Source organism: Pseudorhodoferax aquiterrae (assembly GCF_014652235.1).
In the GTDB taxonomy this organism is placed as follows: domain Bacteria; phylum Pseudomonadota; class Gammaproteobacteria; order Burkholderiales; family Burkholderiaceae_C; genus Pseudorhodoferax; species Pseudorhodoferax aquiterrae.
On record NZ_BMYK01000022.1, the window covers coordinates 73187 to 91866 of the forward strand.

Below are 18680 nucleotides of genomic sequence, written 5' to 3' on the forward strand. Positions count from 1 at the left end.
GCCATGGACAACACCCGCACCGTCGCCGCGATCTGGGACCTGGCCGGCCTGCCCGAGGCCGCGCTGGCCGAACTGCAGCTCAGGGGCCAGGACCCGGTCGTGCCCTCTTCCTTCGCCGTGGGCCGGGCCGCCCAGGCCAGCATGGCGGCCGCGGCGCTGGCCGCGGCCGAGCTGGGCCATGCACGCGGCCAGCCGCGCCAGCGCGTGGCCGTGGACATGGCGCACGCGGCCGTGGAATGCACCGGCTGGTTCAGCCTGGATGGCCAGGCGCCCGATCTCTGGGACGCCTTCTCGGGCCTGTACCGCTGCGCCGACGGCCATGTGCGCCTGCACGCCAATTTCGCCCACCACCGCGAAGGCGCTCTGCACCTGCTCGGCCTCGACCCCGCCACAGCCCGGCGCAGCGATGCCGAACGCGCGCTGCTGGACTGGCGCGCGCTGGACTTCGAGCAGGCCACGGCCGAACGCGGCCTCGTCGCCACCGCGCTGCGCAGCTTCGCCCAGTGGGACGCCACGCCGCAGGCGCAGGCCGTCGCGGCCCAGCCGCTGCTGAGCTTCACGCGCATCGGCGATGCCCCGCCGCGCGCACTGCCGCCGCTGGCCGCGGACGCGCTGCCGCTGGACGGCCTGCGCGTGCTGGACCTCACGCGCATCCTGGCCGGCCCGGTCGGCGGCCGCGCGCTGGCCGCGCTGGGCGCCGAGGTGCTGCTCGTGAACAGCCCCAAGCTGCCCAACATCGCCGCCATCGCCGACACCAGCCGCGGCAAGCGCTCGGCCCACGTCGACCTGCGTACCGATGCGGGCCAGGCGCAGATGCGCACGCTGCTGACCGACGCGCACGTGTTCTCACAGGGCTACCGACCCGGCGGCCTGTCCGCCCTGGGATGCGGCCCCGAGGCCCTGGCCGCGCTGCGCCCCGGCCTGGTCTGCGTTTCGCTGACGGCCTACGGCGCGCAAGGCCCCTGGGCCGCGCGGCGCGGCTTCGACTCGCTGCTGCAGACGGCCATGGGCTTCAACCACGCCGAGGGCGAGGCTGCGGGCGACGGCCAACCACGGCCCATGCCCATGCAGATTCTCGACGAGGCGACAGGCTTTTTGATGGCCTTCGGCGCCGCGGCCGCGCTGTGGCGCCAGCAGCGCGAAGGCGGCAGCTGGCATGTGCAGGTCTCGCTGGCGCAGACCGCCCACTGGCTGCGCGGCCTGGGCCGCGTGCCGGGCGGGCTGCAGGCGGCCATGCCGGACCGCACGCCGTTCCTGGAAACCACCGCGTCCGGCTTCGGCGAACTCTGCGCCGTGCGCCCGGCCATGCAGCTGGGCCGGGCCCAGGTGGGCTACCGCCATCCCTCGATGCCGCCCGGCAGCCACCCGCCCGCATGGACTTGAGCGCTTGTGAAGCAATCGCTTGAACTCACGCAAGACCCCGGCGCAGGCCGTTTCCATCTCCAGTGGCGGTTTGCGGGGTCTTGCCCTGCGGGCCGGGGCACCCACAGGCACCGGGCGGCGTTGCGCCGCTGGTCCGTATCTCGATACGGACTGCGCGGCGCGCCTTGCCCGGCACCTGCGGGCACCCCGTCGTGAGTCCAATCGATCACTTCACAAGCGCAGGCCTGCAACTGGGGCCGCTGGTGCTGCCGGCCCCACTCCTGCTGGTGCTGGTCTGCGCGCTGCTGGCGTTCTGGCTGGCCCGCCGGCTGGCGCGCCCGCTCGGCGTGGACCCCGAGCCGCGGCTGTGGGGCGTGCTGCTGGCCGCGCTGCTCTGCGCGCGGCTGGCCTTCGTCTGGAGCTACCGTGATGCCTACCTGGCCGCACCGTGGACCATGCTGGACATCCGCGACGGCGGCTGGAGCCCGGTGGCCGGCATCGTGGGCGGCTGGCTCGCCGCCACCGTGCTGCTGCCCGTGCACCGTCCCGACCGGCGCCCCGTCCTGCGCGCACTGGCCGCGGCCACCGGCTTCTGGCTGGTCGGCACGCTGGCGCTGCAATGGCATGGCCTGCAGCAGCAGCGCAGCCTGCCTGCCCTGCAGCTCGTCGCCGTGGACGGCCGCACCGTGGACCTGCGCAGCTTCCGCGGCCAGCCCGTGGTGCTGAACCTGTGGGCCAGCTGGTGCCCGCCCTGCCGGCGCGAGATGCCGGCGCTGCAGCAGCTGCAGGCCGAGCGGCCCGACGTGCACGTGGTCTTCGCCAACCAGGGCGAGAGTGCGGCGCGGGTGCTGCAATACCTTGCCGGCCAGCGACTGCAGCTGCACCACCTGCTGTTCGACCCCCAGGCCAGCGCCGGCCAGGCCTTCGGCCACCGCGCGCTGCCGGCGACCTACTTCTTCGACCGCGAGGGCCGGCTCGTGGACGCGCGCATCGGCGAGCTCTCGCGCGCCACGCTGGCCGAGCGGCTGCGCCGCGTCGCACCCTGATCCCATGGGGTATGGTCGCGGCGCTGCATCGGAACCATGACATGAACACCTTGCCACCCAACCTCTTCAAACGCGCACTGCGCGAAGGCCGCACGCAGATCGGCATCTGGTCCACGCTGGCTTCGCCCTACGCGACCGAACTGATCGCGGGCAGCGGTTACGACTGGGGCCTGCTCGACACCGAGCACACCCCGAGCGACGTGCCGCTGATGCTGAACCAGCTGCAGGCCGTGGCCTCGGCCACGCCCGCGCCGGGCGCCGCGCCCATGGAGGCCGTGGTGCGCCCGGCCTGGAACGACACCGTGCTGATCAAGCGCTACCTGGACATCGGTGCGCGCAGCCTCTTGCTGCCCTTCGTGCAGAACGCCGCCGAAGCCCAGGCCGCCGTGCAGGCCACACGCTACGCGCCGGCCGGCGTGCGCGGCATGGGCGGCTCCACGCGCGCCACCAACTTCGGCCGTGCGGCCGGGTATGTGGACCACGCGCACGAGGAGATCTGCCTGCTGGTGCAGGTGGAAACGCGCGAGGCGCTGGCCCGGATCGAAGAGATCGCCGCCATCGATGGCATCGACGGCATCTTCATCGGCCCGGCCGACCTGTCGGCCAGCATGGGCCACCCGGGCCAGCCGCGCCACCCCGAGGTGGACGCCGCCATCGACGATGCGATCCGCCGCATCCGCCGCGCCGGCAAGGCGCCCGGCATCCTGATGGCCGATGCCGAACGCGCACGCGCCTGCATCGCCCAGGGTGCGCAGTTCGTGGCCGTGGCCATGGACATGCTGCTGCTGCGCAACGGTGCCGACGGCACCGCCGCCCAGTGGCGCGACCAGCGCGCCGCCGCCGGCCGCTCCGACAGCTACTGACGCCACCAAACCCGTAGCCGGCGGACGGCCAAGCCGGCTCGCATAGCATGCCTGCCATGCCACCACTGACCCAGAACCTGCTCATCGCCAACATCGGCGTGTTCGTGCTCCAGATGCTGCTGGGCGGTGACATCGTCGCCTGGTTCGCGCTGTGGCCGCTGGAGTCGGGCATGTTCATGCCCTGGCAGGTGGCGAGCTACGCCTTCCTGCACGGCAGCCTCATGCACCTGGCCTTCAACATGTACGGCCTGTGGATGTTCGGCGGCGAACTCGAGCGCGTCTGGGGTTCGCGCCGGCTGGCCGTGTTCTATGCCGCCAGCGTGGGCACGGCCGCGCTCGCCCAGTTGCTGGTCACCGGCATGGCCGGCAGCATGGCGCCCACGGTGGGCGCCTCGGGCGGGCTGTTCGGCCTGCTGATGGGCTTTGCCATGGTGTTCCCGCAGCGCCGCATCACGCCGCTGCTGCCGCCGATCCCGATGCCGGCCTGGGCCTTCGTGACGCTCTACGGCGCCATCGAGCTGACACTGGGCGTGACCGGCAGCGCCAGCGGCGTGGCGCACTTCGCGCACCTGGGCGGCCTGCTGGGCGGCTGGCTGGTGATCCGCTACTGGCGCGGCCAGCCCCCCTTCGGCCGGCGCTGAGAGCTCTACGCCTCAAGCCCCGGGCGCGTAGCGCTGCCAGGGATGCGCGGCCTCGTACTGGGCGCCCACCGCCAGCAGCCTGTCGTCCTGCCCCAGTGGCGCGACGAGCTGCATGCCCAGCGGCAGGCCGTTGGGCGACAGCCCCGCTGGTAGCGCCAGCGCCGGACAGCCCGTGGCATTGGCCAGCGGGCAGAACGGCGAGTACTGCAGCAAGCTGTCCTCGCCGAAGCGGTAGTCCTCGTAGTCGTCCCAGTCCAGGCCGAAGCGGCCGATCGGCGCCGGCTCGCGCGCCAGCACGGGCAGCGCCAGCAGGTCGATGCCGGTGGCGGCCAGGTAGTCGGCGAAGCGCCGGCCCAGCGCGTGCAGGCCGTTGACGTGGCGCACGTAGTCGCTGGCCGTCATGCGTTGCGCGTAGCGGACCATGGATTGCACGGTCTTCTGCAGCCCGTCCAGCGCGGTCGTGCCAGTGGCCCGGCCATGGGCCTCGATCGCCGCCCAGGCGTTCTGCGCGATGACCGGCACCACATGCTGCATGACCTCACGCGGCGCGAACGGAAACGGCACCGCCACGCAGTCGTGCCCCAGTGCCGCCAGCTGCCGGCCGAAGCGCGCATAGGCATCGCGCACGGCCGCGTCCAGCGCCGGGCCGTCCTGCGCCACGATGCCGATGCGCAGCGGTGCCAGGGCGGCGCCGGCCTGCACGTCGCGGACCACGTCGGCGAAGCGGCGCGCGAAGGCCGGGGCCGCATAGGGGGCGCCGGGCGACGCGCCTGCCGCCACGTCGAGCACGCCCGCGCAATCGCGCAGCGACACGGTCAGCATGTGCTCGGACACCATGCCGCCCCAGCTCTCGCCGCGGGCCGGGCCGAACGGCGTCATGCCGCGGCTGGTCTTCAGGCCCACCAGGCCGCAGCAGGCGGCCGGGATGCGGATCGAGCCGCCACCGTCGCCACCATGTGCGATCGGCACCATGCCGGCGGCCACGGCCGCGGCCGCGCCACCGCTGGAGCCGCCCGCGCTGTGCCTGCGGTTCCAGGGGTTGCGCGTGGGCGCGCCGTAGCTCGGGCCTTCGGAGGTCGGGCTCAGGCCCAGCTCCGACGAGGTGCTGCGGCCGATCAGCGAAAAGCCGGCCTTGCGGTAGCGCGCCGTGAGATCGCCCTCGCGCTCGAAGCGCACCTGGCCGAAGTAGGCCGAGCCCATGGTGCTGGGCAGGCGCGGATCGGCCGTGCCCAGGTCCTTGAGCAGCGAGGGCACGCCGAAGAAGGGCCGCTCGCGCAGCAGCGCCGCGCGAGCGGCCGTGTCCAGGCCGCGCAACAGGCGGTCGTTGGCCTCGGCCTGCTCGGCGGCATGGTCGGCATCGACCAGGCAGACCGCGTTGATGTCGGGGTTGCGCGCCGCGATGCGCGCCAGCACGTCCTGCATCAGCGCCGTGCAGCTGTACTCGCCCTGCACGAGACCCGCTGCCAGGGCCGTGGCGTCCAGGCCTTGTTGTGCGAAGTCCGTCATGGCTTGGCCAGCCCGAGCTTGTGCATCAGGACGCGCTCGTCGGCGAAGGTCTTGATGTTGTCGGCCGTGTAGTCGGCCGTGTTCATGTAGCGCGGCGTCTGGTCGAAGTTCTCCATCACGCGCAGGAACTCGGGCTCCTCCATGCCTTTGCGGAAGGCGTCGTGCAGCACCTGGATGCGCTCGGCCGGCGTGCCGGCAGGAGCCGCCAGGCCGTAGGGCGAATCGAACACCAGGCCGGGCGCGAGCTCGTTTAGCGTGGGCACCTCGGGTCACTTCCTGGCGCGCTCGGGGCCGTAGGTCGCCAGCAGACGCATGCGGCCGGACTGCAGGTACGGTGCCCAGCCGGTCGAGTCCGATGCAGCGTCCACATGGCCGCCCAGCAGCGCCACGAGGTTCTCCGACGAGCCCTTGAACGGCACGTGCTGCATGTCCAGCTGGAGCCGCTCGGCCAGCACCGCCAGCGCCACATGGTGCGAGGTGCCGGTGCCGCCCGAGCCATAGGTCAGCGTGCCCGGGTTCTTCTTCGCATGCGCGATGAAGTCCTGCAGCGTCTTCCAGGGCGACTTGGCGTCCACCACCATGCCGAAGGTGTAGCCGGTCAGGCGGATGACGTAGCTGAAGTCCTTGATCGGATCGAACGACACCTTCTGCAGGTGCGGCAGCCGGAACTGCGTCTGGGTCACCTGGCTCACGGTGTAGCCGTCGGGCTTGGCCGTCTTGGCCATGACCGCCGGCCCCAGCGTGCCGGCGGCGCCGGGCTTGTTGTCGACCACGATGGGCTGGCCCAGGTGCGGCTCGGTGGCCTTGGCCAGCGCGCGCAGCACGGCATCGGTCGAACCGCCCGCAGGCCAGGGCACAATCAATGTGACCGGCCGCGCCGGGAAGCTCTCGGCGGCCAGCGCCGCGCCGGTCAGGGCACGGGCGCCCACGAGTGCGGCCATGGCCCGGACGGCCTGCCTTCTGGAACTGTTCATACGAAAAACTGCAGGGAAGCTGGGGAAGCGGCCGAGTCTAGGAAGCGCCGCGAATCGGTCAATTGACGATTCGGCAAGCCTTGTTAACCCCTGCGCAACACGCCATGCCGGAACTCTCGCTGCGCCACTACAAGGCCATCGTCGCGGTCGCCGAACTGCGCAGCTTCACGCTGGCGGCGCACCGGCTCTGCGTCTCGGTGCCGGCCTTGAGCAAGACGGTGCGCGAGGCCGAGGACCTGGTCGGCTTCGCGCTGTTCGAGCGTTCGCCCAAGTCGGTCGCGCTGACGGCCCAGGGCGAGATCCTGCGCCCCGCCGCGCGCGATGTGGTGCTGGCGCACCAGCGCAGCACCGACAGCGCCGCGGCGATCCGCGACAACCGCCTGGGTGCCCTGCGTGTCGGCGGCACGCAACTCGCGAATGCCTCGTTCCTGCTGCCGGCCGTGCGCCTGTGCATGCAGCGCCGGCCCGGCGTTCAGCTCTCGCTCGTGGACCACGATGCCGAGACGCTGCAGGACGCCTTGCTGCGCGGCGCCTTCGACCTGGCCGTGGGCCCGCGGCGCGCGGCCGGCGCCGGCATCGAGACCCTGGACATCTGCGACATGCCGCTGTACTTCGTGGCACCGCGGACCGAGTTCGGCGCGCGTGCCCGGATCGCCTGGACCGAGGTCATCGGCAAGCCGCTGATCTTCATGGATTCGCGCGCGGTGCTGCACGTCATGCATTACCTGGACCGGCGCTTCGTGCTGGACGACTGGCGCGTGATCGGCAGCGCCACCACGGCCCTGTCGGTGGTGGAGAACCACGGCGGCTACATGGTCAGCGCCGGCTACGCGCGCAAGATCGCGCGCGGCTACGCGGTGCGCTGCATCCGGCTCGTGGAGCCCGAGGTGCGCATGACGCTGAGCCTGTACTTCGCCACGGCGGCACCCGCGCAGCAGATGCTGCGCGCCGCCGCGCAGGAGCTGGCCGGCTGCATCGCGCAACTGCTGCGCGACCAGGATTGAGCCCCGTGGCGCAGCGCGCGCTTCAGTGCTTGTGCTGGCCGTGGCCGGCCGGCGCGGCGCTGGCGTTCACGGGCCGCACCGGCGCCTGCACCTCGCGCGTTTCGCGCTTGCCGTCCTTGCCTTCGAAGACCAGGGTCAGCGGCACCGTCTCGCCGGCCTGCATCTGCCGGGGCAGGTCCATCAGCATGATGTGGTAGCCGCCCGGCCGCAGTTCCACGGTCTTGCCCGCCGGCAGTTCCACACCCTGCACCTGGCGCATGCGCATGACGTTGTCCTGCAGCGCCATCTCGTGGATCTCGGCCACGGGCGCGGCCGGCGACGAGACGGACACCAGCCGGCTGTCCTTGGCCGCGCTGAGCTTCATGAAGGCGCCGGTGGCCTTTTGCTGCGGCACGGTGGCGCGGACCCAGGCTTCGTCCACGCTGACCTGGGCCTGCGCGAGGCCGGCGGCGCAGGCCGCGGCGGCGATGAGGAAACGGAGTGGGGATGTCATGGGAATGTTCCTTCTAGGGGGTGGTGGCGCTGCTCACGCCAGCAGGCGGCGCAGGTCCTGGGCGAACTGCTCGGCACTCTGGTCGTGGCGCAGCACCACGCGCAGTCGGCCGGCAGGATCGTAGACATAGGTGAGGGCTGTGTGGTCCATGGTGTAGGACGATCCGGTGGGCACCTTCTTGTAGTGCGCCTTGAAGTTCTTCGCCAGTGCGGCGGTCTCCTCCAGCGTGCTGTGCAGGCCCAGGAAGCTCGGGTCGAAGGCGCTGGTGTAGGCCTGCAGCACGGCTGGCGTGTCGCGCTCGGGGTCCACCGTCACGAAGACGACCTGCACGCGCTGGCCCAGCGCACCGAGCAAAGCCCTGGCCTGCGCGGCGCGCGCGAGCGCGGTCGGGCAGACATCGGGGCACTGCGTGAAGCCGAAGAACAGCAGCACGGCCTGGCCCTTGAAGTCCGCCAGCGTGCGGGTGCGTCCGGACGGGTCCTGCAGCCGGAAGTCCTTGCCGTAATCGGCGCCCGAGACGTCGATGCCGTTGAAGGCGGGCGGCGCGGGCTGGCAGCCCGCGAGCAGGGGCAGCAGCGCGGCGCTGCCGGCAGCGAGCAGGCCGCGCCGCCGCAGCGCGGGCGGCCGCACGAAGGGGGTCGATGGGTACACAGAGTTCTCCAGTTCTTTCCAAGGTCGCCAGGCGCGTGCGGCGCGAGGCGTCGTCGCCGCGGCCGATGGCGCGGCACAGCGCAAGCGCGGCGCGCTGCGCAAGGGCGATGGATCAGGAAAGAACGGGCGGGCCGCGCGGCGGCAGCGGCGCACCGGCCACAGCCGCCACGGGCGCGGCAGCCATGGCCTGCGGAACCTGCACCCGCGGCGATGCCCCACCCTGCGCGCGCTGCGGCGCGGGCGGGGGCGTGACGCCCAGGCACAAGGGACATTCGATGCTGTGGTGGCTGGCCGGGCCGTCGTGCCCGGCCTCCTCGCCGACGGCGACCAGCTTGGCACCGCCGCTGGCCGAGCAGACCAGCTCCATGGCCCTGGGCTGCACCGCGGGTGCCGCCACGGCCACGCCGAGTGCGAGCACGAACCAGGCGAGGACCAGACGGACCAGCGTGGTGGAGCGGCGCAGGCGGTGCATGGCGCGCGATGATACGGCAGCGGTCCATGCACCCAGGAGTGCGAAGGCCGTGGATCCCCTGCGGAGATCCACGGCCCTGCGCTGCCCGCACGGTGGCGAATGCGCGCCTACATGAGCTCGACCATGACCTGCCCGAAGCCCGAGCACGAGACCTGCGTCGCGCCATCCATGAGCCGCGCGAAATCGTAGGTGACCTTCTTGGACAGCACGGCCTGCTCCATCGCCTGGTCGATGCGGTCGGCCGCTTCCGTCCACCCCATGTGGCGCAGCATCATCTCGGCCGACAGGATCAGCGAGCCGGGGTTCACATAGTCCTTGTCGGCGTACTTGGGCGCCGTGCCGTGCGTGGCCTCGAACAGGGCCACGGTGTCGGACATGTTGGCGCCCGGCGCGATGCCCATGCCACCGACCTGCGCAGCCAGCGCATCGGAGATGTAGTCGCCGTTGAGGTTCAGCGTGGCGATCACGTCGTACTCGGCCGGGCGCATCAGGATCTGCTGCAGAAAGGCGTCGGCGATCACGTCCTTGACCATGATCCACTTGCCCGTGTTCGGATTCTTGAAGCGGCACCACAGGCCGCCGTCGATGCGCTCGGCGCCGAACTCCTTCTGGGCCAACGCATAGCCCCAGTCACGGAAGGCCCCTTCCGTGAACTTCATGATGTTGCCCTTGTGCACCAGCGTCACGCTCGTGCGGTCGTGGTCGATGGCGTACTGCAGCGCCTTGCGCACCAGCCGCTCCGTGCCCTCGCGCGAGACCGGCTTGACGCCGATGCCCGAGGTCTCGGGGAAACGGATGGTCGTGACGCCCATGTCCTTGACGAGGAAGTCGATGAGCTTCTTCGCCTCGGGCGTCTGGGCCGCGAACTCGATGCTGGCGTAGATGTCCTCCGAGTTCTCGCGGAAGGTGACCATGTCGGTCTTCTCGGGCTCCTTGAGCGGCGAGGGCACGCCCCGGATGTAGCGCACGGGCCGCAGGCAGACGTACAGGTCCAGCAGCTGGCGCAGCTTGACGTTGAGCGAACGGATGCCGCCGCCCACGGGCGTGGTCAGCGGGCCCTTGATGGCCACCACATGCTCGCGCACGGCGGCCACGGTTTCCTCGGGCAGCCAGGTATCGGCGCCGTACAGGCGCGTGGCCTTCTCGCCGGCGTAAACCTCCATCCACTGGATCGCGCGCCGGCCGCCATAGGCCTTGGCCACGGCCGCGTCCACCACTTTGCGCATGACCGGCGTGATGTCGCGGCCCACGCCATCGCCTTCGATGAACGGGATGATGGGCTCGTCGGGCACGCGCAAAGAATGGTCGGCGTTGACCGAGATCTTCTGGCCGCGGGCGGGCGGCACGATGTGCTGGTACATGGTGGGAGAAACTCCGGCGCAGGCTTTTTGTGTCGGGGGACGCGGTGCGCAGCGGTCTTCGCACCGGACGAAAGGCGCGGCGATTCTAGCCTTCGCCCCTCACCGCCCGCTGGCGCGCAGGCGACGGCCCGGCATGGAAGAATGGCCGCTTTGCCGTCACCGAAAGACCGCCGCCATGCGTCTGCTGTTTCGCCTGCTCTCCCCCCTGCTCTTCGCCGGTTTCGCCGGCGCCGGCCTGGCCCAGGAAGGGCCGCAGCTGGACCTGCCGCGCACCCAGCTCACGGCCGGCATGCACCACCTGGACGTGCAACTGGCGACCACGGCGCAACAGCGCCAGATCGGTCTCATGAACCGCAAGGAGATGCCGCAGCACGAGGGCATGCTGTTCATCTTCGAGGAGCCCGCCGTGCAGTGCTTCTGGATGAAGAACACGCTGTTGCCGCTGACCGCGGCCTTCGTCGACGATGCCGGCGTGATCGTGAACCTGGCCGACATGAAGCCGCAGACCACCGATTCGCACTGCTCGGCCAAGCCCGTGCGCTTCGTGCTCGAGATGAACCAGGGCTGGTTCGCCAAGAAGGGCATCAAGGCCGGCTACCAGTTGGGCGGCCAGCCCTTCAAGCGCTGAGGCCCTGGCCCTTCGCCATCGCGGCGAAGCGCGCATGCAGCCAGTCGCGCAGGCTGCGCACCGCCGGCGTGAGCTGCCGGCGCGCCGGCACCACCAGGGCCAGCGGCGAGGCCTCGCCGAGCCAATGCGGGTTCACATGCACGAGCCGGCCGGCCGCAAGCTCGCCTGCCACGTCCAGCCAGGACTTGTAGGCGATGCCCAGGCCGGCCAGTGCCCAGCGCTTGACGACCTCGCCGTCGTTGGCCGAGCGGCGGCCCTGCACCGGCACCTGCAACCAGCGGCCCTCGACCTGCAGCGGCCAGCTCGCCGGCACCTCGCCCCCCAACATGAAGCGCAAGGCCTCGCGCTCGCCGAGCGCCGCGGGCGTCGCCGGGCTGCCCAGCTGCGCCAGGTAGCCGGGCGAGGCCACGAGCACGCGCCGGTTGTCGGGCGCCAGCGGCAGCGCCACCTGCGTGGCGGCATCGGGCGTGCCGTAGCGGATGGCCAGGTCGATCGGCGTGCGCAGCAGGTCGCTGTTGCGGTCGGCCAGGTGCAGGCGCAGCGCCAGCCGCGGGTGCCGCTGCTGGAACGCCTCCAGCCAGGGCAGCAGCACATGGCGGCCCAGGTCGGACGGCAGGGCCAGCTGCAGCTCGCCCTGCAGCGCCTGGTGCTGGGCCTGGGCCGCGTCGCGGCCCCGCTGCAAGGCCTGCAGGGCCTCGCGCACATGGGGCAGCAGACGCTCGCCCTCGGCGGACGGGCGCAGACTGCGCGTGCTGCGCACGAACAGCGGCACGCCCCACTCGGCCTCCATGCGCTTGACGGCGGCACTGGCCGCGGCCGGCGACCAGTCCAGCGCGCGGGCGGCGGCCGTGAGGCTGCCGAGCTCGGCCGCGCGCACCAGCAGTTCGAGATCGGCAACACGGGTCATCGTTCCATTTTCTTTGAAAGTGAATCGCGCGGCTGCTGCTGTATTCGCACGCGGCGCCGCGCCACACTCGCTCCACTTCCTTGCTTTTCGGAAAGATCACCATGCAAGCCATCGCCTACCAGAGCCCGTTGCCCATCAGCGACCCGCGCGCGTTGCAGGACGTGACCCTGCCCGACCCGCAACCCGGCCCGCACGACCTGCTGGTCGAGGTGCGCGCCATCGCCGTGAACCCGGTCGACACCAAGGTGCGCGCCAGCGCCAGCGCCGAGCCCGGCGGCTGGAAGGTGCTGGGCTGGGATGCCGTGGGCACCGTGCGCGCCGTGGGCAGCGCCGTCACCTTGTTCCAGCCCGGCCAGCGCGTCTGGTACGCGGGCGCCATCGACCGGCAAGGCGCCAACGCCGCGCTGCACCTGGTGGACGAGCGCATCGCAGCGCTGGCGCCGAGCAGCCTCACGGATGCCGATGCCGCCGCGCTGCCGCTCACGGCCATCACGGCCTGGGAACTGCTGTTCGACCGGCTCGGCATCGCGCGCGACACGGCGCCCAGCGCCGACAGCCTGCTGGTCGTGGGCGCGGCCGGCGGCGTGGGCTCCATCCTGCTGCAGCTCGCACGCAACCTGACCGGCCTGAACGTGATCGCCACCGCCTCGCGGCCCGAGACACAGGACTGGGTGTGCAAGCTGGGCGCCCACCATGTGGTCGACCACAGCCGCCCGCTGGCGCAGGCGCTCAAGGATGCCAAGCTGCCCGCACCGCGCTACGTGGTCGGCCTCACGCAGACCGACAAGCACTTCGCACAGATCGCCGAACTCATCGCGCCGCAGGGGCGCTTCGGCCTGATCGACGATCCCAAGCCGGGCAGCATCAACATCTCGCTGCTCAAGCGCAAGGCCGTCTCCCTGCACTGGGAGCTGATGTTCACGCGCTCGCTGTTCCAGACGCCGGACATGGTCGAGCAGCACCGGTTGCTGACCGAGGTGGCGCGGCTGGTGGACACGGGCCTCTTGCGCTCCACCATCGGCGAGCACTACGGCCGCATCAACGCCGAGAACCTGCGCCGCGCCCATGCCCACATCGAAAGCGGCAAGGCCCGCGGCAAGATCGTGCTGGAAGGCTTCTGAGAAACCGGCCGGCGTTTGATGCCGATCAAACACCGGCCTGTCCAGGCCCGCGGCCGCGTGCACCCGCCCGCGCGGCCGCGGACAATGCGCTCGCGCATGACCTCACCGCACCCCTTGCTGCACACCGGCCCGAGCGTCGGTTTCGACCAGCCCTTGGAGATGCTGGCGGCCTGCCATGCGCGCATGGAGCGCTCGCTGGCCCTGCTCGAGCGCCTGGGCCGGCATCTGCACGAGCGGGGTGGCGACGGCCAGGCCCGCAGCGCGGCGGCCGACGTGCTGCGCTACTTCGACATTGCCGCGCCGCTGCACCACCAAGACGAGGAGCTGCACGTGCTGCCGCTGTTGCGTGCCCAGGGCCAGGCCGGCCTGGCCGCGCGCTTGCGTGCCGACCACCAGGTCATGGAGCACGACTGGGCACGGCTGCGGCCGGATCTGCAGGCCGTCGTCGACGGCGCGTTCGACGCAGCGGCCCTGCCCAGCGCCGTGGCGCGCTGGACGCAGTTCGCGGCGCTGTACCGCCGGCACCTGGCGGCCGAAGAAGCCACGGCCTTCCCTGTCGTGCACGCCGGGCTCACGCCCGCGCAGGAGCAGGCCATGGGCGAGGAGATGGCAGCGCGGCGCGGCGCCAGGCCGCCTGCGCGCTGAACGGTTCAGGCCGGCTGCGCCGCCGCGGGCAGCACGCGCTGCACCCAGTCGCGCCGGGCCACGTCGTACTCGCGCCCCAGGCGCGCCACGAGCTCACCGGCGGGCGGCACGTCGCGCAGCACGCCGATGCCCTGGCCGCAGCCCCAGATCTCCTTCCAGGCCTTGGGCTTCTGACGGTTGGAGCCGAAGTCCATCTTGGACGGATCGCTGGTCGGCAGCGCGTCCGGGTCCATGCCGGCGTTGCGGATCGAGGGCTTGAGGTAGTTGCCGTGCACGCCCGTGATGAGGTTGGTGTGCACGATGTCCTTGGCGCTGCTGTCCACGATCATCTGCTTGTAGCCTTCGACCGCGTTGGCCTCCTGCGTGGCGATGAAGGCCGAGCCGATGTAGGCCAGGTCGGCGCCCAGGGTCTGGGCCGACAGGATGGCCCGGCCCGAGGCGATCGCGCCGGACAGCAGCAGCGGGCCGTCGAACCATTCGCGGATCTCCTGCACCAGCGCGAACGGCGACTGGAAGCCCGCATGGCCGCCCGCGCCGGCCGCCACCGCGATGAGGCCGTCGGCGCCCTTGGCGATGGCCTTGTGCGCGAAGGCGTTGTCGATCACGTCGTGCAGCACGATGCCGCCCCAGGCGTGCACCGCGTCGTCGATCTCGGTGCGCGCGCCCAGCGAGGTGATCACGATGGGCACCTTGAACTTCGCGCAGACCGCCATGTCGTGCTCGAGCCGGTCGTTGGAGCGGTGCACGATCTGGTTGACCGCGAACGGGGCCGAGGGCGCCTCGGGGTGCAGGCGGTCGTACTCCGCCAGTTCGGTCGTGATGCGCTCCAGCCAGACCTCCAGCTGATCGGCCGGGCGCGCGTTGAGCGCGGGGAACGAGCCGACGATGCCGGCCTTGCACTGGGCGATGACCAGGTCGGGGTTGGAGATGATGAACAGCGGCGAGGCCACGACGGGCAGGCGCAGGCGCTCGGACAGGATGGGGGGCAGGCTCATGGCAACGGGTCTCCAGGGTGTGAACGAATCGGACTCAGATGCGGCGCTCGACGCCTTCCCAATAGGGTTCGCGCAGGCGGCGCTTGAAGATCTTGCCGGTGTCCTCGCGCGGCAGGCTGTCGTGGAAGGCGATGGTGCGCGGCACCTTGTAGTTGGCCAGGCGCTCGCGCAGCCAGGCCTGCACGGCGGCCGCATCGACGGCAGCGCCGGGGTGCAGTTGCACGGCGGCCGCCAGGCCTTCGCCGAACTCGGCGTCGGGAATCCCGAACACGGCCGCATCGGCCACGCCGGGCATGGTCAGCAGCTCGGCCTCGATCTCGGCCGGGTAGATGTTCACGCCGCCGGAGATCACCATGTCGGACTGGCGGTCGCAGATGAACAGGTAGCCGTCGGCGTCCAGGTAGCCCATGTCGCCCAGCGTGACCAGGCCGTCACGGCCGATGGCTGCGCGGGCTTCGTCGCGGCCGATGTAGCTGAAGTCGGGCATGGCGGGCTGGCGCACGTAGATCAGGCCCATCTGGCCCGCGGGCACGGGCCGGCCCTCGGCATCGAGGATGCGCACCTGGGCGTCGCCCAGCGCGCGCCCGGCCGAGCCGGGGCGCTGCAGCCAGCTCGCGCTGTCGATGAAGGTGGTGTAGCCGGCCTCGCTGGAGCCATAGGCCTCGGTGATGACGGGGCCGAACCACGCGATCATGCGGCGCTTGAGTTCGGGCGCGCAGGGCGAGCCCGTCGAGGAGACCTGCTGCAGCGACGAGAGATCGTGGCGGCGGCGCACGTCGTCGGGCAAGGCCAGCAGGCGCTGGTACATGGTCGGCACGAGGTAGGCCTGCGTGACACGGTAGCGTTCGATCAGCGCCAGCGTGCGCTCGGCCGAGAAGCCGGGCTCCAGCACCAGCGTGGCGCCGGCGCCGCAGCAGCTCAGCACGAAGGACATGGTGGCGCTGTGGTACATGGGCGCGCTGAGCAGCGCCGTGGAGGCTGCCGTCAGGCCGTAGACCGTGCGGCCGACCTGCTGGCTGGCGGCGTCCAGCGCGGCCCGCTGTTCCGGCGGCACCGGCAGCCGGCGCACGCCCTTGGGCTTGCCGGTGGTGCCCGAGGTGTAGACCACGGTGTTGAAGGCCACACCGGTGGCAGGCGGCAGCGGCGCCTGGCCCTGGGCGAACGCCGCCGCCCAGGCCTCCCCCTGGGTCTCGTCGGCGGGCACGGCCTGCACGGCCACGTGGGCGGGCACGCCGCCTGCGATCTGCGCCTGCAGATCCTCGTGCACGAGCAGCACGCGCGCGCCGCTGTCGGCCAGCAGGAAGCCCGCCTCGGCCGCCTTGAAATGCCAGTTGATGGAGACCAGGTAGACGCCCGCGCGCCGGCAGGCGATGGTGGTGGCCACGTAGGCCGGGCCGTTGCGCAGCATCACGGCCGCGGTGTCGCCCTCGCCCACGCCGAGCGCGCGCAGGCCGCCGCTGATGCGGTCGGCCAGTTCCGCCATCGCGGCGGGCGACCAGGTCTGCTCTGCGAACACCAGGGTGGGATACATGGGTGTCTCCGTCGTTGCGCCAAACTAGGCACTGTCTAGTTGGCCGCGAGGTTAGCAGCACGCGGCCTGTGCCGCAAGTCGCCAAGGTGTCAGCGCGGGGGAGCCGCCAGGCCGGCGATGGCCAGCAGACAGAAGCGCACCAGGGCCTCGCTGGTCTGCTCGGTGCTCTGGCGCGGGCCGCTGCGGATGGGCGCGCCGCGCCCGTGCATGTGCAGCGTGGCCAGGCCGTGCGCAGCGGCCCAGACGATGTTGGCCACCTCGTCCTCGCTCAGCGTGTCGGTCCGCGGCGAAGGCAGCAAGGGCAGCACCACGCTGCGCAGCATGGCGAACGAGGCCGTGCCGGCCTCCCTGAGTTCGGGGTAGTCGTCGCGCCGACCCAGCAGCGGGCCGAACATGAGCTGAAAGCGCGCCGGATGGGCCTGCGCGAACGCGATGTAGGTCAGCAGCACCGCGCGCAACTGGCCCGGTCCGTCGGCGGGATCCACGCTGGCGAGCCGGCGCTGGCGCTGCGCGACCAGGTCGCGGAAGCCTCGCGCCGCGATGGCGGCCAAGAGGCCGTTCTTGTCGCCGAAGTGGTGGGCCGGCGCGCCCTGCGAGACGCCGGCGAGCTTGGCCGTGGCGCGCAGGCTCATGGCTTCGCTGCCCTCGGTGTCCAGCAGGTGCGTGCCCCACTGGATCAGCGATTCGCGCAGGTTGCCGTGGTGCCACTGCCCCTCGGGCTTGACGGCGCGCACCGGCTTGCGGCGTGGAGAGGGACTGGCGGCGGTGGTCATGGGCGGCGCGATCTTAGGCGACGCGCCGCCCTGCACCGTCAACTGGCCTCGCAGCTGAAGCTGGCCGCGTCCTCGATGCTGCCCGCGCCCTTGTACTTGGCGAACTTGGGGTAGGCGCACAGCGGGCGCGTGCGGTTCGGGAAGTAGGCGTTGCTGGCGCTGGCCCGCGCGGCGATGCTGTCGGGCGCGACGCCCTTCTCCACCCAGTCGACCATGGCCTGCAGCGAGTCGTAGGTGTCGGTGGCCGGGCCGCCCGAGCAATGCGTCATGCCCGGCACCAGGTAGGTGCGTGCGAAGTCCTGCGTGGCCGCGATGCCGCCGTTGTTGGCCGCCAGGCGTTCGTAGTACTCCACCACCTCGTCGGCCGAGAAGATGGGGTCGGACATGCCGTGGATGAACATCAGCTTGCCCTTGCGTGCCTTGAAGGCGCTCAGGCGGTCGTCGCGGTAGGTGTCGTAGACCTCGGAGAAGGCCTGCATGCGCGCGGGATCGGTGTCGAAGTTGAAGGCCAGCGCATCGAAGCTGGGGTCGGGCGGGGTGAAGAACTCGTTGCGCAGTGCGTCCAGCATCAAGGTGTTGTAGGCCGAGTTGGGCGTGGACGTGGTGGAGCTGCCCAGCGTCCAGGCTCGCCAGCCGGCGTTGCGGATGCCGGCGTCCCAGGGCTGGGTCACGTACAGGGGCTGGCCGGCGGAGGTCTTGGGGCCGCCGAACACGTCCTTGAGCGCGCCGACCTGGGCCGCGCTCAGGCAGCTGTCGGCCTTGGCGCCCGCGCACTGCAGCACGGCCGGGTCGAAGCGGCAGGCCCGCGTGTTCTGCACCATGCCGTCGACCACGCCGTCGCCCGCGTCGCAGGCCGCCAGCACGGCGTCCGCCACGAGGTTCAGGTCGCCATTGGAGAAGGCCTGCGACAGCACGGGCTTGCCGTCGCTGCCCAGCGGCGCGATGTCGGTGAACTTGCGGTTGTTCCACATGGCGGCCACCGTGGCGCCGCTGGACACGCGCATGGCCGGGGCGCCGGCCGTGATGCCGTCGAAGTAGCTTGGAAAGCGTTGCGAGAACATCATGCCCTGGCGCCCGCCGCCCGAGCAGCCCGAGAAGTAGGAGTAGTTGGGCGCCTTGCCGTAGCGCCATGCGATGAGGGCCTTGGCCGATTGCGCGGTCTTGTCGTGCGCGTTGTAGGCGTGGTCGATGCGCGCCTGCGGATCGGCGCCGAAGCTCGCGCTCGTGCCCTGGTGGCCGGCATCGGCGGACACCACCGCGTAGCCCTGCCCCAGCGGCGAAGGCGTGCCGTTGGAGATGGTGGACGACAACGAGGTGTCGCGCAGCGTGCCGTCGTTGCCGCCGCCGCCCAGGTACAGGAAGCGGCCGTTCCAGCGGTCCGGCAGGCTCAGCTCGAAGCCGATCGCATAGGGCTTGCCATCGACGCCGGTGCGCGCGTCGCGGCTGCCGGTCACCACGCAGTGGCCGCCCAGGAAGTCGCCGGTGGTGAGCGTGCCGGGGCGGCGCGTGCCTGCGGGCACGTAGCGCGTCGTGAGCGTCGTGGCCGGCAGACCGGACTGGGTCACCATCTCGGCGCAGACCGCCTCGGCCGCCTTGGCGTCCAGTTCGAGCCGCGCGTTGTCGTCGCCGCCGCCGCAGCCGGCCAGCGCCGCCAGGGCGAGCGCGGACGTCGGAAAGACGATGCCTGTGTTCTTCATCTGCTTGTCT

18 protein-coding genes and 1 pseudogene are annotated in these 18680 nt (G+C 71.6%); 8 read left to right on the forward strand and 11 right to left on the reverse strand.

Annotation, left to right across the window (positions count from 1 at the left end; genetic code table 11):
- Positions 1–3: 3 nt before the first annotated feature.
- The 4 genes from IE209_RS25255 (at position 4) to IE209_RS25270 (ending at position 3912) form a co-directional block, all read left to right on the forward strand.
- A complete protein-coding gene (locus IE209_RS25255; RefSeq protein WP_189689642.1) occupies positions 4–1383 on the forward strand; it encodes a CoA transferase in 1380 nt (459 codons plus the stop codon).
- A 191-nt stretch (positions 1384–1574) separates the two neighbouring features.
- Complete coding sequence (locus IE209_RS25260) at positions 1575–2408, forward strand: TlpA family protein disulfide reductase (RefSeq protein ID WP_229883036.1); 834 nt, start codon at positions 1575–1577, stop codon at positions 2406–2408.
- Between the two features lie 41 nt (positions 2409–2449).
- A complete protein-coding gene (locus IE209_RS25265) occupies positions 2450–3271 on the forward strand; it encodes an HpcH/HpaI aldolase family protein (RefSeq protein WP_189689643.1) in 822 nt (273 codons plus the stop codon).
- Between the two features lie 56 nt (positions 3272–3327).
- A complete protein-coding gene (locus tag IE209_RS25270) occupies positions 3328–3912 on the forward strand; it encodes a rhomboid family intramembrane serine protease (RefSeq protein WP_373305427.1) in 585 nt (194 codons plus the stop codon).
- 12 nt (positions 3913–3924) lie between these two features.
- Here IE209_RS25270 and IE209_RS25275 read toward each other — a convergent pair whose 3' ends face one another.
- The gene (locus IE209_RS25275) at positions 3925–5418 is read right to left on the reverse strand and encodes an amidase (RefSeq protein ID WP_189689644.1); all 1494 of its coding nucleotides are present in this window, start codon (positions 5416–5418) and stop codon (positions 3925–3927) included.
- Positions 5415–6392, reverse strand: a pseudogene (locus IE209_RS25280) (Bug family tripartite tricarboxylate transporter substrate binding protein). The gene IE209_RS25275 and the pseudogene IE209_RS25280 overlap by 4 nt, the downstream one beginning before the upstream one ends.
- Positions 6393–6496: 104 nt before the next feature.
- Between IE209_RS25280 and IE209_RS25285 the strand changes: the two are divergent.
- The gene (locus tag IE209_RS25285) at positions 6497–7396 is read left to right on the forward strand and encodes a LysR family transcriptional regulator (RefSeq protein WP_189689645.1); all 900 of its coding nucleotides are present in this window, start codon (positions 6497–6499) and stop codon (positions 7394–7396) included.
- A 22-nt stretch (positions 7397–7418) separates the two neighbouring features.
- Here the strand turns inward: IE209_RS25285 and IE209_RS25290 are convergent, their stop codons facing one another.
- The 4 genes from IE209_RS25290 to icd form a co-directional block, all read right to left on the reverse strand.
- On the reverse strand, positions 7419–7889 hold the full coding sequence (locus IE209_RS25290; protein ID WP_189689646.1) for a copper chaperone PCu(A)C: 471 nt from the start codon (positions 7887–7889) through the stop codon (positions 7419–7421).
- A 33-nt stretch (positions 7890–7922) separates the two neighbouring features.
- A complete protein-coding gene (locus tag IE209_RS25295) occupies positions 7923–8540 on the reverse strand; it encodes an SCO family protein (RefSeq protein ID WP_194659029.1) in 618 nt (205 codons plus the stop codon).
- 112 nt (positions 8541–8652) lie between these two features.
- Positions 8653–9012: a DUF2946 family protein gene (locus tag IE209_RS25300; protein ID WP_189689647.1), complete on the reverse strand. Its 360-nt coding sequence runs from the start codon at positions 9010–9012 to the stop codon at positions 8653–8655.
- Positions 9013–9119: 107 nt separating this feature from the next.
- Positions 9120–10373: an NADP-dependent isocitrate dehydrogenase gene (icd, locus tag IE209_RS25305; RefSeq protein WP_189689648.1), complete on the reverse strand. Its 1254-nt coding sequence runs from the start codon at positions 10371–10373 to the stop codon at positions 9120–9122.
- Positions 10374–10548: 175 nt separating this feature from the next.
- Between icd and IE209_RS25310 the strand changes: the two genes are divergently transcribed.
- Entirely contained in the window at positions 10549–11001 is a 453-nt protein-coding gene (locus IE209_RS25310; RefSeq protein WP_189689649.1) for a DUF192 domain-containing protein, read from the forward strand.
- Here the strand turns inward: IE209_RS25310 and IE209_RS25315 are convergent.
- Positions 10991–11908, reverse strand: coding sequence for a LysR family transcriptional regulator (locus IE209_RS25315; protein WP_189689650.1), 918 nt, complete (start codon positions 11906–11908; stop codon positions 10991–10993). The two genes, IE209_RS25310 and IE209_RS25315, sit on opposite strands and share 11 nt — an antisense overlap.
- A gap of 101 nt (positions 11909–12009) precedes the next feature.
- Between IE209_RS25315 and IE209_RS25320 the strand changes: the two genes are divergently transcribed.
- Together IE209_RS25320 and IE209_RS25325 are read left to right on the forward strand one after the other, a co-directional pair.
- Positions 12010–13029, forward strand: coding sequence for a zinc-binding alcohol dehydrogenase family protein (locus tag IE209_RS25320; protein WP_189689651.1), 1020 nt, complete (start codon positions 12010–12012; stop codon positions 13027–13029).
- Positions 13030–13125: 96 nt separating this feature from the next.
- Complete coding sequence (locus tag IE209_RS25325; protein ID WP_229883037.1) at positions 13126–13674, forward strand: hemerythrin domain-containing protein; 549 nt, start codon at positions 13126–13128, stop codon at positions 13672–13674.
- 5 nt (positions 13675–13679) lie between these two features.
- Here IE209_RS25325 and IE209_RS25330 read toward each other — a convergent pair whose 3' ends face one another.
- The 4 genes from IE209_RS25330 to IE209_RS25345 form a co-directional block, all read right to left on the reverse strand.
- Positions 13680–14669, reverse strand: a complete 990-nt coding sequence (locus IE209_RS25330; RefSeq protein ID WP_189689653.1) for an NAD(P)H-dependent flavin oxidoreductase — start codon at positions 14667–14669, stop codon at positions 13680–13682.
- Positions 14670–14703: 34 nt separating this feature from the next.
- Complete coding sequence (locus tag IE209_RS25335) at positions 14704–16200, reverse strand: AMP-binding protein (protein ID WP_189689654.1); 1497 nt, start codon at positions 16198–16200, stop codon at positions 14704–14706.
- Between the two features lie 89 nt (positions 16201–16289).
- Positions 16290–16973 carry a TetR/AcrR family transcriptional regulator gene (locus IE209_RS25340; protein WP_189689655.1) on the reverse strand — a complete coding sequence of 228 codons (684 nt, stop codon included), beginning with the start codon at positions 16971–16973 and terminating at the stop codon, positions 16290–16292.
- A gap of 38 nt (positions 16974–17011) precedes the next feature.
- Positions 17012–18670: a DUF6351 family protein gene (locus IE209_RS25345; protein WP_189689656.1), complete on the reverse strand. Its 1659-nt coding sequence runs from the start codon at positions 18668–18670 to the stop codon at positions 17012–17014.
- Positions 18671–18680: the final 10 nt, after the last annotated feature.